The organism is Streptomyces sp. P17 (genome assembly GCF_032436805.1).
Lineage (GTDB): Bacteria > Actinomycetota > Actinomycetes > Streptomycetales > Streptomycetaceae > Streptomyces.
In genome coordinates this window covers 1-14,777 of the sequence record NZ_JAVRBF010000013.1, presented here as the reverse complement: position 1 = coordinate 14,777, position 14,777 = coordinate 1, and the positions used below count along the sequence as shown (strand labels likewise).

12 protein-coding genes and 1 pseudogene are annotated in these 14,777 nt (G+C 73.0%); 6 read left to right on the top strand and 7 right to left on the bottom strand.

The window, feature by feature from the left end:
• The first annotated feature begins 11 nt into the window (after positions 1-11).
• Positions 12-2,618, top strand: coding sequence for a CHAT domain-containing tetratricopeptide repeat protein (locus tag RMT89_RS10705; protein ID WP_315883582.1), 2,607 nt, complete (start codon positions 12-14; stop codon positions 2,616-2,618).
• Positions 2,619-3,024: 406 nt separating this feature from the next.
• Here RMT89_RS10705 and RMT89_RS10700 read toward each other — a convergent pair whose 3' ends face one another.
• A complete protein-coding gene (locus RMT89_RS10700) occupies positions 3,025-4,794 on the bottom strand; it encodes a LuxR C-terminal-related transcriptional regulator (protein WP_315883581.1) in 1,770 nt (589 codons plus the stop codon).
• Positions 4,795-4,891: 97 nt separating this feature from the next.
• On the opposite strand from RMT89_RS10700, the gene RMT89_RS10695 reads away from it, so the two are divergent.
• Together RMT89_RS10695 and RMT89_RS10690 are read left to right on the top strand one after the other, a co-directional pair.
• On the top strand, positions 4,892-5,977 hold the full coding sequence (locus tag RMT89_RS10695) for a M12 family metallopeptidase (RefSeq protein WP_315883580.1): 1,086 nt from the start codon (positions 4,892-4,894) through the stop codon (positions 5,975-5,977).
• 125 nt (positions 5,978-6,102) lie between these two features.
• A pseudogene (locus tag RMT89_RS10690) lies at positions 6,103-6,411 on the top strand (chitinase); the annotation flags it as partial.
• Positions 6,412-6,413: 2 nt separating this feature from the next.
• Here RMT89_RS10690 and RMT89_RS10685 read toward each other — a convergent pair.
• Complete coding sequence (locus RMT89_RS10685; protein WP_315883579.1) at positions 6,414-7,247, bottom strand: DUF3152 domain-containing protein; 834 nt, start codon at positions 7,245-7,247, stop codon at positions 6,414-6,416.
• A 139-nt stretch (positions 7,248-7,386) separates the two neighbouring features.
• Between RMT89_RS10685 and RMT89_RS10680 the strand changes: the two genes are divergently transcribed.
• From RMT89_RS10680 to RMT89_RS10670, 3 genes are read left to right on the top strand one after another with little or no spacing between them, the layout of a single operon-like run.
• Complete coding sequence (locus tag RMT89_RS10680; protein ID WP_315883578.1) at positions 7,387-8,079, top strand: response regulator transcription factor; 693 nt, start codon at positions 7,387-7,389, stop codon at positions 8,077-8,079.
• Positions 8,080-8,114: 35 nt separating this feature from the next.
• Entirely contained in the window at positions 8,115-9,548 is a 1,434-nt protein-coding gene (locus RMT89_RS10675; protein WP_315883696.1) for a HAMP domain-containing sensor histidine kinase, read from the top strand.
• Positions 9,545-10,087, top strand: a complete 543-nt coding sequence (locus tag RMT89_RS10670; protein ID WP_315883577.1) for a hypothetical protein — start codon at positions 9,545-9,547, stop codon at positions 10,085-10,087. Before RMT89_RS10675 ends, RMT89_RS10670 begins: the two co-directional genes overlap by 4 nt.
• A gap of 18 nt (positions 10,088-10,105) precedes the next feature.
• Here RMT89_RS10670 and RMT89_RS10665 read toward each other — a convergent pair whose 3' ends face one another.
• The 5 genes from RMT89_RS10665 to RMT89_RS10645 all read right to left on the bottom strand — a co-directional run.
• Positions 10,106-10,270: a hypothetical protein gene (locus RMT89_RS10665; RefSeq protein ID WP_399497911.1), complete on the bottom strand. Its 165-nt coding sequence runs from the start codon at positions 10,268-10,270 to the stop codon at positions 10,106-10,108.
• Positions 10,252-11,094, bottom strand: coding sequence for an asparagine synthetase B family protein (locus tag RMT89_RS10660; RefSeq protein WP_399497910.1), 843 nt, complete (start codon positions 11,092-11,094; stop codon positions 10,252-10,254). The genes RMT89_RS10665 and RMT89_RS10660 overlap by 19 nt, the downstream gene beginning before the upstream one ends.
• Positions 11,095-11,097: 3 nt before the next feature.
• The gene (locus tag RMT89_RS10655; RefSeq protein ID WP_315883576.1) at positions 11,098-12,039 is read right to left on the bottom strand and encodes a peptidase; all 942 of its coding nucleotides are present in this window, start codon (positions 12,037-12,039) and stop codon (positions 11,098-11,100) included.
• On the bottom strand, positions 12,039-13,316 hold the full coding sequence (locus RMT89_RS10650; protein ID WP_315883575.1) for an ATP-grasp domain-containing protein: 1,278 nt from the start codon (positions 13,314-13,316) through the stop codon (positions 12,039-12,041). Before RMT89_RS10650 ends, RMT89_RS10655 begins: the two co-directional genes overlap by 1 nt.
• The coding region (locus tag RMT89_RS10645; protein ID WP_315883574.1) for a serine hydrolase domain-containing protein at positions 13,313-14,777 on the bottom strand (1,465 nt) is incomplete at its 5' end. The genes RMT89_RS10645 and RMT89_RS10650, both read right to left, overlap by 4 nt.

Below are 14,777 nucleotides of genomic sequence, written 5' to 3'. Positions count from 1 at the left end.
CCATCCGTCAAGTGACAGCGGGAAGCGACTCGGTTCTCGAATTGCTGCCGAAGGTGTTCGCCGCGCCCGGTGAGGCTCTGGCCGGGGCGGAAGAGGTGCTCGGCGCCGATCCCTCGCCGCTGCACGCCTCCGTCGCCCATCAGGTGATCGGTATCTGGCAGCGGGACTTCGGCGATCTGCGGCTCGCGCTGGACCATCTGCGGCGGGCCCGCGATCTCGCGGCGCGCGCGGAGTCGGCGGACCGGGAGGCGGACGTGCTGGGCACGCTCGGCGTGGCGCTGGTGCACGCGGGCCGTACCCGGCAGGGGCTCGACGCGTTCGAGCGGGGCGTCGAGCGCGGCACCGGGCACACCCGCGCGCGGGTGCTCTACCGGCGGGCGTACGTGTGGTGGGTGCTCGGGCGTCACCGCGAGGCGCTGGAGGACGTCCGGCGGGCGATCCCGGTGCTGCGGCAGGCGGACGACGTGATCTGGACGGCGCGGGCGCTGACCCTGCGCGCCACCGTTCATCTGGCGCTCGGCGCGGTGGAGCGGGCGGACGCGGACTTCACGGCGGCCGAGGTGCTGTGGGACACCACGGGCCAGGAGCACGACAAGGCGGACGCCGTGGAGAGCCGGGGCCTTGCCGCGTACCGGTCCGGGGACATCCCGGCGGCGCTGCGGCTGCTGGACGAGGCCGAGGAGCGGTACGCCAAGCTCGGTACGCCGACCTTCATGCTCGACATCCGGCGCTGCGAGGTGCTGATGGCCGCCGGGCTCGCCCTGGAGGCGCTCGCCGAGGCGGACGCGGCGATCGGGGTGCTCGACGAGATCGGCGGCCAGTCCACGCGCAAGGCGGAGCTGCTGCTGGTCGCCGCGCGGGCGGCCCGGCTCGCGGGCGATCCGCACACCGCCATCGCGCGCGCGGCGCTCGCGGTCCGGCTGTTCGCCGGGCAGCGGCGCACCTGGTGGGAGACGCACGCCCGGCTGGTGCTGATCGAGGCACGGCTCGTCACCGGACGCGCCTCGGGGCGTATGGTCGCGGACGCCGCCGCCGTCGCCGAGCGGCTGGCCTCCTTCGGCGCTCCGGCCGCGCCCGAGGCCTCGCTGCTCGCGGGCCGGATCGCACTCGCGCTGGGCTGGCGGGCGGACGCCGAACGGCATTTGGGCATCGCGGCCCGCAGCAGGCACGCGGGGCCGCCGCTGGCGCGGATGACGGGCTGGGCGGCGCAGGCGCTGCGGGCGCGGGCCGCGGGTTCCGGGCGCGGCGTCCTGGAGGCGTGCCGGCGCGGCCTGGACGTGCTCGACGATCACCGTACGACGCTGGGCGCCTCCGAGCTCAGGGCCCGGGCCACCGCGCAGGGCGCCGAACTCGCCGCGCTGGCGCAGCGGGTGAGCCTCGACTCCGGGGGGCCGCGGCGGCTGCTGGTGTGGAGCGAGCGATGGCGGGCCACCGTGCTCACGGCACCGCCGACCCGGCCGCCCGCCGATCCCGCGCTGCAGAGCGGGCTCACCGCCTTCCGGGAGATCGCGGCCCGCGCGGAGGCCGCCCGTATGGAGGGCCGTCCGGTGCCCGCCCTGGAGCGCGAACAGCGCCGTCTGGAACGGGAGATACGCTCGCGGACCCTGCACATGCGCGGGGAGGCGCCCGACGACGGCGACCGCTTCGATCCGGCGCGGCTGCTGACACAGCTGGGCGACGACATCCGTCTCGTCGAACTGGTCGTGGTCGACGGGCGGGTGCAGGTGCTGCTGTGCGGGCAGGGGCGGGTACGGCGGTACGAGGGCGGGCTGCTCGCCGACGCGGAGACCGAGGCCGAGCATGTGCAGGCCGGGCTGCGGCGGCTGGCCCATCCGGGCGCCGAGGGGCGGCTCCCGGTGGTGGAGGCGGCGGGCCGACGCCTTGAGGAGCTGCTGCTGGGCCCGGCGGCTGAACACCTGGGCAACGGCCCTGTCGTCGTCGTACCGCCCGGCCGGCTGCACCGTGTGCCATGGGCGCTGTTGCCGTCGCTGCGGGAGCGGGTGGTCAGCGTGTCGCCCTCGGCGAGCAGTTGGCTGCGCGCCCGCCAGACCGAGCCGCCGCCGGGCGGCCGCCAGGTGCTGGTGCGCGGCCCCGGTCTTGCCACCGGGGGCGCGGAGGTGCCCGAACTGGCCGGACGGTACGGCACGCCGACGCTGCTGGAGGACGACGACGCGAGTGTGCCGCGCGTGCTGGAGGGGCTGGACGGGGCCGCGCTGGCGCACATCGCCGCGCACGGCACCTTCCGGGCGGACAGCCCGCTGTTCTCCGCGCTGCGGATGGCCGACGGCCCGCTGATCGTGCACGACTTCGAACGCCTCGACCGCAGCCCCTACCGCATCATCCTCTCCTGCTGCGACACGGCCCGCTTCGCCTCCGTGGGCGCCGACGAACTCCTTGGCCTGGTCACCGCGTTGCTCCCGCTGGGCACGGCCGGCGTGGTGGCGTGCAGCGCACCCGTCAACGACGCCGCCGTGGTGCCACTGATGGTCGCGCTGCACAAGGGCCTGGGCGCCGGACTGTCCCTGGCCGAGGCCCTGCGTGACGCCCGCGCCGCCCTGCCCGGCGACGCGGTGCACCAGGCGACGGGGTGGGCGTTCTCGGCGTTCGGGGCGGCCTGACGACGGTCACTCAGCCTGCCCCGACCGGTGGCTCAGACGTGCCGCGACCGCACGGCGCCCCGACCCCCGGCCACCCGGTCCACAACGGGCGCTCGGCGCCGACCCCCCGCCGCCCGGGCACCGCGAACGCGCGGGACCCCGGCACGCCCAGACCCTCCACCACGCTCCCGGCTCCCGGCTCCCGGCCCATGCTCCGCACACCGAGCACCCCCTCATCGCCACCCGGTCCACAACGGGCACTCCGCGCCGGCCTCCCGCGCCCGGGCAAGGCAAGCGCGCGGGACCCCGGCACGCCCAGACCCTCCACCACGCTCCCGGGCCGCGGCGGATGCTCCGCGCGCCGGAGCGGCATGGACCCTCACCGCCGGCAGATCCGCGCGCCGGAGCAGTTCGCCCCCCTCGCCGGTCACGCCGGTTGTGCGGTTGGCAGGTCCACCAGCCATGGCAGGGCGCCCCGGTCGCTCGCACCGAGGCGGGCGTAGGCGCTGTAGAGGTGGTTGCCGACCGTGCGGACGGACAGGGTGAGGCGTTCGGCGATCTGGCGGTTGCTGAGGCCCGCGGCGGCCAGCGTGACGATCTGCCGTTGACGGGCGGTGAGTTCGCCGAGAACCAGGCCGGACAGGGCCGGGGTGCGGGCGCCCTGGCAACGGCGGGCGAGGGCGACCGCGCGGGTGCGGGAGGTACGGGCGGCCCGGGGGTCGCGGTGGGCCCGTACCGCCTGGGCGTGCGCCTCGGCCGCGTACAGCAGCAGCCCGCGCTCCTGGAGCGCCTCGGCGGCCCGGTCGAGGGCGGGCCCGTCGCCCCGGGCGAGCGCCTCGGCGTGCTGGGCGAACACGCCGTCGAGGCGTCCGGCGGCGCGTTCGGGAGCGCCGAGGCGTACGGCGTCGTACGGCTCCACGGTCGCCAGGGCGGCGTCGAGGTCACCGCGTGCGACCGCGGGCCAGCCGTTCCTGACGTCGCCGGCCACGGCCGTCACCTCGCCCGACTGCGCCGCGGCCAGGGCGAGTTCATCGCGGCAGTACCGGTCCTCCGGCGCGTCCCGCAGACCCTCCCTGGCCCACGCCTCGGCCTCACGCAGCCGTCCGCCGATCCGCGCGAACCGGGCGCGCAGGGCCGCGTATCCGGCCGGGATCCGCGCCCCTTCGTCCACCAGCCACTCCCCCACGGGCGCCGACACCGCCCGTACGTCGGCCAGTCGGACACTGCGTGCCAGTACGGCCGCCTCGGCGGCGAGGGCCGCCGCGCACTGGTCCGGGGTGCGGGCCAGCCGCCTCGCCCGGAGCCGGCCGGCCGCGGCCCGCAGCACCGCGCCGTGCAGGGCGTGGGCGAGGCGGACGGTGCCCTGGTCGTCGATGCGGATCAGGCCGTCGGCTTCCAGGCGTTCGAGGGCCCACAGGTCGAAGAGGTCCATGTCCAGGGCGAGGGGTTCGCCGAAGGCGAGGCGTTCGAGGGTCTCGCGCTCCTCCGGGTGGGCGCGGTCCAGGACGTGCGCGGTGCGCTCGCGTACGGTCGCCGTCAGCGGCAGCGGGCCCCGCCAGGCCCAGGTGTCCGTGTCCGGGACCCGGGTGAGCAGTCCGCGCTCGCGCACCGCGCCCAACAGGTCGCGCAGCAGCCGTAGATCGCCCTGGCACAGACGGTGCAGCCGGTTCACGGTGAGGGGGTCGAGTCCGCCGCCGAGCAGGTGCGCCGTCTCCTCCGGGGGCAGCGCGTCCAGGGCGAGGCGCGGCAGCAGTTCGCCGGTCCACAGCCGGGAGATCGCGCCGGGCGCGGGGACACCGTCGGTGGCGACGACCAGGAGACGGGTGCGGCCCTGTACGGCCAGCTGATGGACGAGCGCGGCGGAGGCGTCGTCGAGGTGGTGTGCGTCGTCGACGAGCAACAGCCTTACGGAGGAGAGGAGTTGTACGGCCCGGTGCAGGGTGACCGCCTCGGGCAGCAGGTGCGCGAAGGCGGCGAAGGGGATGGTGCGGGCCTCGGGCGTGCCGGCCACCTTGGCGCATTCGGTGCCCCGGGTGGCCTCCACGACGAGCCGGCTCTTGCCGCAGCCCGCGGGTCCGGTCACCACGATGCCGTGCCGGCCGGCGGCCAGGGACCGGCGGATCAGCTCGACTTCGCTGTCCCGTCCGGTGAACGGCCAGGGCAGCTCCAGGGTCTTCGCATCCCGTTCGAATGTCATCACACCTACAGGAGCACCGTTACTCAGACCTGATACACCGGGACTTGAGTAGCCCCCGACTCAGGCGTCCGGCCGCCGCCGACGGCAACCTTGGCGCATGACCGCTCGCTACTGCTCCCTCGCGCAGCAGTCGGCCCCCGTTCTGGCACCGGGGCTGACCGCCGAGCGGCAGCGCGCGCTCACCGGCGGACGCCGGATGTGGGTCAACCACACGGTCCTGCACTACTACTTCTTCGACGGCGACAGCGACGCGTCCGTGATTCCCGTACCGGGGACCGGGGGGTCCCGGCGGGTGTCGTGGGTCGGCCCGAAGGAGCAGCAGGATGTGGTGCGCGAGTGCTTCCAGGAGTGGCAGGGTCTCGGCATCGGGGTGTCGTTCACCGAGGTCTCGGACCGCTCGGAAGCCGAGTTGCGGATCGGGTTCCAGCTGGGTGACGGTTCGTGGTCGACCGTGGGCAAGGACGCGCTCCAGGTCGGTCTGAACGAACGCACCATGAACTTCGGCTGGGACCTGACCGTGCCTTCGGAGCGCGGGACGGCCCTGCACGAGATCGGGCACGCGCTCGGCATGCTGCACGAGCACCAGAGCCCGTTCGCCGGCATCCACTGGGACGACGAGGCCGTCTTCGCGGACCTCGCCGGCCCGCCGAACTTCTGGAGCCGGGAGACGACGTTCTTCAACATCCTGCGCAAGCTGGACCCGGACGAGGTCAACGGCTCCGCGTGGGACCCGCAGTCGATCATGGAGTATCCCTTCGAGGCGGGGCTCATCCTGGAGCCGGAGCAGTTCCGCGCGGGTCTGAACCCGCCCGGCACGCTCTCGCCCGCCGACAAGGAGTACGTCCTGCGCTGGTACCCGCCGGCCGGCCCTCCGCGGCCGCCCGCGCTGGTGCCGTTCCGCTCGGTGCCGATCGGTCTCGGCCCGGGTGAACAGGCCGACTTCGTCGTCGAGCCGCCGGAGACCCGCGAGTACACGGTGGGCACCTTCGGCGACAGCGACACCGTCGTGGTCGTCTTCGAGGAGCGGGACGGCGAACCCCGCTACCTCACCGGCCAGGACGACGGGGGCACGGCCGGCAACGCCACGATCAGGGCCCATCTCGTCAAGGGCCGCCGCTACTTCGTCCGTGTGCGCCTGTACTCCAGCTGGGGATCGGGGGAAACCGCGGTGATGTGCTGGTAACGGCACGGGTACAGCCGCACGCGGGCGGACGGACCACAAGTCCGGCGCCGGGGGAGTGGCCGAGTGACGTGACCTTCGGGGGAGGGGCACGTCACTCGGCCGCGTCACTGTGTCCTCAACCGACTTACAACTACAAGGCCGCCGGTGACGCGCTCGGCCTGGACCTGCTGAACAACCCCTGGCTGGTGCAGAACGACGCCTCCGTCGCCTGGAAGACCGGCCTGTGGTACTGGAACACCCAGACCGGCCCCGGCACCATGACCCCGCACAACGCCATGGTCAGCCAGGCCGGCTTCGGCCAGACCATCCGCTCCATCAACGGCTCACTGGAGTGCGACGGAAGCAACCCGGCGCAGGTCCAGAGCCGGGTGGACGCGTACAACCGGTTCACCTCCATCCTCGGCGTCAGCCCCGGCGGCAACCTCTACTGCTGAGGTCAGGGGGCGGCCGGCCCGGTGAGGAACCGCCCCTTGTCGTCGTACGGCCAGACATTGGGCTTGCACCCGTGCATGCCCTTGATCTGCTGCATCATCGCGGGCGCGGGCTGTCCGGGACCCGGGCAGCCCACGTGGCCATGGCCCAGGAAGTGACCGACCTCGTGGTTGATGATCAGCGCGCGGTAGGCCGTGACGTCCTTGGCGTAGACGGGAGTCGCCAGCAGCCAGCGTTCGAGGTTCACCATCACGTTCTGCGCCACGTTGCAGTTGTACTCGCCGCCGGTGTCCAGGCCGTACTGTCCGCAGATCTCGTCCACGGTGCCGGGTGTCGCGACCTTCACGACGAAGTCGGCCGGACCGCTCGGCACTCGCTGGAACGCCGAGTGGCCGTCCGCGGTCCAGCCGCGCGGGTCGGCCAGGACGCGCTCCACCCGCCGGGCCACATCAGCGGCGGAGAGGTCGATGCCGTCCTCGACCTCGACCCGGTAGCGCAGGGCCGTGCCCGACCCGGCCTTCTCACCGGAGCCGGCCGCGGTGGTGAAGGTGCCCGGTCCCGTGGACGGGATGTCGGATGCGGGCGAGTTGGTGGACGGATCGGGCGAGGGCGACGGCGAGGGCTGCGTGCTGCCGCGCGTCGGGCCGGGGGGCTCGGCGGGCTCGACCCGGCCCGCGTGCGCTCCGCTCCCGCCGCCCATCGCGGCGAACCCGGCGGCCCCCAGAACAGCCAGTCCGACCAGGCCTCCCCACAGCGCTCCCTTCCGCCCGCTCGGAGAGGCATGTGACGGGCCGCCCCGCCGACGGCCACGGGTGGAACGAGGTTTACGCGTGGTCATGTTGGCCAGGTTGTGATCGCTGTGTGATCGAACCTGGCTCAAGCGATAACGAACCGATAACGCATGATCCACCGCAGGTTTGTGTGATCATCCCGTAACAAACTCCCAGGCGGCCGGACGTCTTACGGATACTGAGCGCATGCCACGCGTTCTGCTGATCGAAGACGACCGAGCCGTGCGGGAGGGAGTCGCACTCGCCCTGCGCCGCCAGGGCCATGAGGTCGCCGCCGTGGAGACCGGGGAGGACGGGCTCGGACGGGTGCGGTCGTTCCGGCCGGACGTCGTGGTGCTGGACCTGATGCTGCCCGGTATGCCCGGCCTGGACGTGTGCGGCGAGATACGCGCCCTCGACCAGACCCTGCCGATCATCATGGCGACCGCACGGGGCGACGACGAGGACATCGTCGTAGGCCTTGAGGCGGGAGCCGACGACTACGTGGTCAAGCCCGTGCAGGCCCGGGTGCTTCAGGCACGCATCCGTGCCGTCCTGCGCCGGGCGGCCGGAGCACCCGTCGAGACCGGCATACCGAAGATCGACACGTACGGGGATCTGGCCGTCGACCGGGCCGGGCTCTCGGTCGCCCGGGGCGGCGTGCCGATCGCGCTCGCCCCGTCCGAACTGCGGCTGCTGCTGACCCTGTCCGCCTCGCCCGGCCAGGTGTTCAGCCGGCAGCAGCTGCTGGAGGCGGTCTGGGAGCACAGCTATCACGGGGACGCGCGGCTGGTGGACGCCTGCGTCAAGCGGCTGCGCGCCAAGATGGGCGAGCCGCCCCGCGAGCCGCGCTACATCCAGACCGTGCGCGGCTTCGGCTACCGGTTCACGGCGCGGTGAGGCGGCCCCGGCTCCCGCAACTGCGCGGTCTGCGGATGCGGTTGGTGGTGGCCTTCGCGCTGGTCACCGCCCTCACCGCCGCCACGACCGGCGCCCTGACGTTCCGCGAGGCACGCACCGGCGTGCTGCAGCAGAGCCAGGACACCGTGATCCAGCTGCTGCGCACCCACGTCGGCCGGCTCGCCGAGGACCTCGCCTTCCCTCCGGACGAGGACGAACTGCGGCGGTTCGCGACGGACGTGGCCCGCGCCGACCCCTCCGGGACATGGCGGGTCCTGGCGACCTACGACGACCTCAGCGCCACCTCCGCCACGGACGACCCCTTCGAGGAACCGACCCCCGCCCTGCGCGAGGCCGTGCGCTCCAGCATGGCCACCGTCTTCCAGCGGGTGGACAGCGGCGACCACACCTCCCTGGTCGTCGGCATGTCGGTCATGTTCACCTCGTCCGACGGGGGCGCCTACCACTCCGGGGTCAGGGTCTTCCTGACGGTGCCGCAGACCACGGAACAGGCCTATGTCGACGCCCTGGTCTCCGCGGTCGAGCGGGCCACCGTGCCCGCCCTGGCGCTCGCCGTGCTGCTGGCGCTGCTCGCCGCGCGCGGGGTGCTGCGGCCGGTGCGGGCGCTGCGCCGCGCCACCCGGAGCATCGCCGAGGGCCGCCTCGACACGCGGCTCGCCGTCAACGGGTCCGACGAACTCGCCGATCTGTCGCACACGTTCAACGAGACGGCCGCCGCGCTGGAGGAGTCGGTCGCCGAACTGCGCGGCATGGAGGCGCGGGCCCGCCGGTTCGCCGCGGATGTGTCGCACGAACTGCGCACCCCGCTGGCCGCCATGTCCGCGGTGACCGACGTCCTCGACGAGGAAGCCGCCCGGCTGGACCCGGACACCGCCACCGCGGTCCGGCTGATCAGCGAGGAGACCGTGAAGCTGACCCGCCTGGTGGACGACCTGATGGAGATCTCACGCTTCGACGCGGGCGCCGCGACCCTGCACCTGGACGAGATCGACCTCGCCGAATCACTCCGGCGCACCCTCTCCGCGCGTGCCTGGACCGACCTCGTCGACTGTGACCTGCCGCCACCCGGCGCCCTGCGCGGCCGTGTCGACCCGCGCCGCCTGGACGTCGTCGTCGCCAACCTGGTCGGCAACGCCCTGCGGCACGGCGCACGTCCCGTCCGGCTGCGGCTCTACGCGGGCGGGGATCGGCTCGCGGTGATCGAGGTGCTGGACAGCGGGTCCGGCATCCCCGACACCGTGCTGCCGCATGTCTTCGAACGGTTCTACAAGTCCGACGCCGCCCGCACCCGCACCGAGGGCAGCGGCCTGGGCCTCGCCATCACCGCGGAGAACGTCCGCATGCACGGCGGCACGGTCAGCGCCGCGAGCCGGCCCGAAGGGGGCGCCGTCTTCACCGTACGACTCCCCCTGCCCGACGACGAGTCGGCCCCGGAGAGGCCGTCATGAGACCCCTGCGGTTCCTCGCGACCCTGTGCGCGCTCACCTCCTGCGGCATCCCCACGACCGGGGTGGTGGAGGCGGGCGGTCCGGCGAGCGGGGTCGTGCCGACGATCCGGGTCTACTTCGTGGTGGACGACGCCCTGCTCGGCGTCCCCCGCCGGACCGCCGCGCCGGTCGACGTGGAGAAGGCGCTGCGGGTGCTGTTCGTGGGCCCGACCGATCTGGAGCAGAGCAAGCGGATCACCACTCAGCTGCCGCTGCTCCCGGGCGTCCCCACCCCGCCCCCGACCGCCGCGGCCACGGACGCACCACAGAGGTCCCGCCCGGCCGACGTCATGACGGTGACCGAGCGCAACGGCGAAGTCTCCGTGCAACTCTCCCCGGCGGCAGGCGAGTTGACCGATCTCGCGGCGGCCCAGATCATCTGCACGGCCACCGCGGCGCAGCGCGTCGCCACACCCGGGACCGAACCGGCACCGGTATCGGTCACGGGCGCGGACGGCCGCCGCGTCGAGGGAACGACCGTGCAGTGCCCCGAGGTCTAGGCCACGTCACGGTCCCGTTCACAGCGGCTCCGCCCAGCCGTGCCGCACGGCGTGGGCGCCGAGCTGCATCCGGGTCCGGACTCCGGCCAGGTCCATGAGGTGACGCAGGCGCCGGTGCAGCGTGCGCGGGGACAGACCGAGTTGGGTCGCCGCCGTCAGGTCCGTCAGACCGGCCAGGAGCAACGCGAGGATCCTGCGGTCCAGGTCGGTCGGGCCTTGCGGAACGGACTCGACGGTGGGTTCGGCCTCGCCTCCGCTGCCCGACAGCTCAAGGGCAGCTCGTCGAGCAGCTCCGCCGCCGTCCCTACGGTCGGTTCGCCGCCGGGCCAGTGGGGTTCGGCGGGTTCCAGTGCGGTGTGCGTGACGGTCGTACGTCCGCCCGCGAAGCGCAGGGTCGAGCCGGGCTTCAGGGTGCGGACCCGGGTGTAGACGGTGCCCGGCCCCCAGACGGCCTTGCCGCCGAGGTAGCGGTCGACAGCGAGCGGGTCGAGCTCGTCGGGGAAGTCGGGGAACCGGCTCAGGGCCCGCAGTTCGGAGGCGAAGCGCAGTCGGCGGCCGTCGGCGGAGAGGTAGTAGTAGAGGGACTTCATGCCGGCGTGGTCGGTGAACAGCTTCAGGGCGGGCTCCTCGCGCTCGTCGACGAGCGCGATGGCGAACATCCCTTCCAGACGGGAGGTGAACGCGTCCCCGTACAGCTCGTACAGCGGCAGCAGGACGTCCCCGTCGCAGTCGCCGTCGAAGCTGTACCCGCGGGCGGCCAACTCGGCGCGCAGCTGCCGGTGGTTGTAGATCTCGCCGTTGAACACACAGCACAACGCGCCGCGCACGAAGGGCTGGTGGCCGGAGTCGATGCCCTGGATCGCCAGCCGGTTGGTGCCGAGCGCCCATCCGTGGCGGCGCCGCAGGGTCTGTTCGTCCGGCCCGCCCGGGTACATCGCCGCCGCGACCGCGTGGAGTACGTCGAGGTCGGCGCGTTCGTCCCCGAAGGAGCCGTAGATCCGGCACATGCGTCAGGCCTCCTTCCCGGAGACGGCACCTGCGAAGTCGGCGGACCGGGTGCCGCTCTGACGGGCCTCGGGATAGTGCCGGGCGAGGAACTCGGTGACGATCTCGACCTGCCGCAGGATGTCGTCGAGTTGCGCGGGGGTGGGGCTGACACCGTGGCCTTCGAGGGCGCTGTTGCCCGTCTTGAGGTGCACGGGCGCGGCGGCGCGGACGATGTCGGGGGCCTCGTAGGTGCGGATGAACCCGCCGGAGGTCCGGGGGTTGTCCACGTGGCAGTCCAGTGGGAGGGCGACCGCCTGCCGGAGGGCCGCGATCATGGGAAGGGTCAGGTCGCGCACCGGGTTGAAGCTGTTCGCGCCGAGCATCTCCAGCATCTGCGCCGAGGCCGGGTTGCCCTGTCCGCAGTGCGCGGAGACCTTCAGATGGATGTCGTCCGGGAGTTCACCGGCGGAACGCAGCCGCCCGAGCACCCACAGCAGTCCCTCGTCGTAGACGACGAAGCCGCGTACGCCGAGGCCGATGCCGCGCTTGACGTCCTCGACGGCCCGCACGATCTGGTCCTGGCCGCGCAGCCGGTAGCCGATGCGTGATCCCTCCGGGGTCTGCACGCCGCCGCCGATGTCGTAGGTGGCGCGGGGCCCGACCGACATGAGGATCTCGGTCGCGTACTCCGTGCCGAGCGCGACGTACTCGCCGATCTCGCGGGCCGTGTGCCGGTACATGCCGCGGGTCTCGGTGATCCGGTTGATGGTGAAGCCCCGGCGGCGGCTCTCGCGGAGCAGGGTCTCCGCGGCCTGGACGGAGTTCACGGTGGGCACCTCGATACGGAAGTGGCCTCCGTCGGGGAACGTCCGGTCCGAGCGGGGAATGCGGTCCAGGTCCCCCAGGGGCAGGCCCAGCCGGGCGAGTTGTCTGCGGGTCTGGTCGTAGAAGGTGGTCGGGGCCATCACCTGGTCACCTCGAAACCGAGTCGGCCGGCCATGCCGGCGACGATGTCCTCGGCGATGCGGATCGAGGTCGCGCGGTCGGCGTGCACAACCTGGACCTCGCCGAAGTTGCCGAGGTTGCCCCGGCAGGGCAGGAGCGTGTCGCCGTCGGGGAAGCGGACGGTGAGCGAGTGCAGACTGTCGCCGTACTCGGCGGCGGCCCAGCCGAGGTCCGGTACCTGGTCGGGCCTCGGCACGGCGTCGGCGGCGCCGAACCAGCGGACGGTCGCGTAGTGGGTGAAGGCGCTCGGGCCGCGCTCGACCGGCTCGTTCAGGTGGATGCGCACGAGGAGTTCGAAGATGTCCCCGCCGCCGGCGAGCCGGAAGAGGTTCGGCAGGCAGGAACCCATGATGCGCGGGTTGACCTCGATGAGCCGGGGCGTGCCGTCCGCGCCGAGCATGATCTCGACGTGGAAGATGCCGAGCCGCAGTCCGAGCGCGCCGACGACGGCCTCGGCGAACTCCATGACGCGGTCGTGTTCGTCGGCCGTGATGCCCGCGGGGATCGTCGTGCCGGTCTCCAGTGCCTCGTGGCGGTGCCAGGTGGAGCGCTCGCTGACGGCCAGCCGCAGGAACCGGCCGTGGGCGCGGCCGATCTCGGCGGAGAGGAAGCGCCCGCTCAGGTACTCCTCGACGAGGATGCCCGCCGCGTAGACGCCCTCCTGTGCCCGCCCGAGGACGTCGGCCAACTGCCGCTCGTCGGCGACGACATGGGCGCCCTCGCTGCCGGAGCCCCGGGCCGGTTTGACGACGACCGGGTAGCCGGTGGCGTCCGCGAAGGCCGCGGCCTCTCCCAAGCCGTCGACGACGGCGGGCCGGGTGCTGTCGACGCCTGCCTCGGCGAGGAGATCCCGGCAGCGGTCCTTCTGCTTGGCGGCCTCCGCCGCGGCGGCGTCGGTGAACGGCACCCCGAGCTCCTCGGCGATCCGTGCGACGGGGACCACCAGCGCGTCGACGCTGGCGATGAACCCGTCGACCGGCCGTTCCCGGTGCACGGCCCGGACGCAGGCACGCAGGGCGTCGGGATCGGTGGCGTCCTTCAGGACGTGGACCCGGTCGACGAACCGGGCGTAGGGACAGGTGTCGAAGTCGATGTTCTGGGACTGCTCCATGAGCAGGGAGCGGATGAGCGTCACCTGGTGGCCGAGCCGCTTGGCCGCCTCGAACGCCGGGGCGTTGCCGGCCTTCCAGGTCACGAAGACCACGTGCCGTTCGCTGGGGTGGTGCGGGTCTGTCATCGGGTCCTCCTCGCGAACCGCTGGCCGATCCGGACGCAGCCCGGGGTGGCGGTACCGGGTGTGGGAATGAAGGAGATGGAGCCGGCGAGGATGTTCTTCTCGGACATGGAGCTGAATCCGCCCGCGCCGGACAGGACGAGGTCCCCTTCGTCGAGGCACCGCCACGCGCCGTCCGGCTGCCGTTCGGAGTAGGCGTAGCGCAGGTGCCCGGCGCCGCGCTCCACCTGGAGCCGGTAGCCGTCGGAGGCGTAGAGCCCGGGGCAGTCGTCGAGGTCCATCTCGAACGGGCGCCCGGTGCGGATGAGTCCCTCGCCGGTGAAGGCCCCCAGCAGGTCCTCGTACAGGCCGAACGACGGGTAGGCGTTGGCGAGCAGGAGCAGGAAGGAGCGCTCCTCGGGGAAGATCTGGATGAAGTTGTGGTGGCCGCTGCCGTTGGAGTTGAAGCCGAAGGCGGTCGGGCCGAACATCAGCCAGCCCAGGCCCCAGGCGTGCATGAAGTGGTGGCCGGGGACGGGGATCTGCGGGGTGCGCATCTGCCGGGCGAGCTCGGCGGAGAGCAGCCGCTCGCCGTCCTCGGTGACGCCGTCGTCGAGGGCGAGCAGGGCGATCTTCGCCAGTTCCTCCAGAGTGAGGCAGACGGAGAAGGAGCCCGCGGCGTCGTCGGCGATGGTCTGCGGCGGCGGGTCGTGGCGGACGTACCGCTTGACCTGTTCGGTCCAAACGTAGCCGGTGGAGATGGCGCGCCCGTAGTGCCCGTCCTCGGTGCGGGTCTCCGGGATCTCCTTGATGCCGAGCGGGGTGAGCATGAGCTGGTTGACGGCGCGGCGCCAGGGGATCCCGAGGAGCTTCTCGATCAGCGCGGCGACGATCGAGGTGCCGACCGCCGAGTACGCGAACACCTCACCGGGCTCGAAGAGTTGGCCGTAGCCGCCCAAGGTGTCCAGGTAGGCGTCCAGGTCGGGCAGGTCGGTGTCGTGCCAGACCTCGTAGGAGTCGTCGATGCCGCTGGTGTGCGACAGCAGCTGCCGCAGGGTGACCTCGACGGTACGGCCGTCGCGGCGGCGGAATGCCTGGGGCAGCAGCTCGTGGAGCGGCTCGTCGAGGCCGACAACGCCCCGGTCGACGAGACGGAGGGCGACGAAGGCCAGCATGGCCTTGGTGATGCACGTGACACGCTGACGGGTCCGGGGGCCGTACGGGATACGGGAGTTGGTGTCGGTGACACCGTGGTGCAGCAGCTCCAGCGTGCCGTTCACGTACACCGCGACTCCCGCGCCCGGCACACCGTGGCCCCGGGCGGACTCGTGGAGCGTGTCGGCGACGGAGGCGTCGGCGGGACGGGCCTGTCCTGCGGCCCGCTCGCGGGCATGTCGCAGCAGCGTCGCCTGCTCCGCCAGGGTGCGGTGGCCGTAGATCTCGGCCACCCGTACGGATCGGCCCGCGGCGTCCGAGAGCCGGGCC

Excerpts from the sequence above, each read along its gene's own strand:
- RMT89_RS10655 (WP_315883576.1), bottom strand. The coding sequence starts at position 12,039 with ATGGCCCCGACCACCTTCTACGACCAGACCCGCAGACAACTCGCCCGG.
- RMT89_RS10675 (WP_315883696.1), top strand. The coding sequence starts at position 8,115 with ATGCGGTTGGTGGTGGCCTTCGCGCTGGTCACCGCCCTCACCGCCGCC.
- RMT89_RS10695 (WP_315883580.1), top strand. The coding sequence starts at position 4,892 with ATGACCGCTCGCTACTGCTCCCTCGCGCAGCAGTCGGCCCCCGTTCTG.
- RMT89_RS10650 (WP_315883575.1), bottom strand. The coding sequence starts at position 13,316 with ATGACAGACCCGCACCACCCCAGCGAACGGCACGTGGTCTTCGTGACC.
- RMT89_RS10660 (WP_399497910.1), bottom strand. The coding sequence starts at position 11,094 with ATGTGCCGGATCTACGGCTCCTTCGGGGACGAACGCGCCGACCTCGAC.
- RMT89_RS10685 (WP_315883579.1), bottom strand. The coding sequence starts at position 7,247 with ATGACCACGCGTAAACCTCGTTCCACCCGTGGCCGTCGGCGGGGCGGC.
- RMT89_RS10680 (WP_315883578.1), top strand. The coding sequence starts at position 7,387 with ATGCCACGCGTTCTGCTGATCGAAGACGACCGAGCCGTGCGGGAGGGA.
- RMT89_RS10670 (WP_315883577.1), top strand. The coding sequence starts at position 9,545 with ATGAGACCCCTGCGGTTCCTCGCGACCCTGTGCGCGCTCACCTCCTGC.
- RMT89_RS10700 (WP_315883581.1), bottom strand. The coding sequence starts at position 4,794 with ATGACATTCGAACGGGATGCGAAGACCCTGGAGCTGCCCTGGCCGTTC.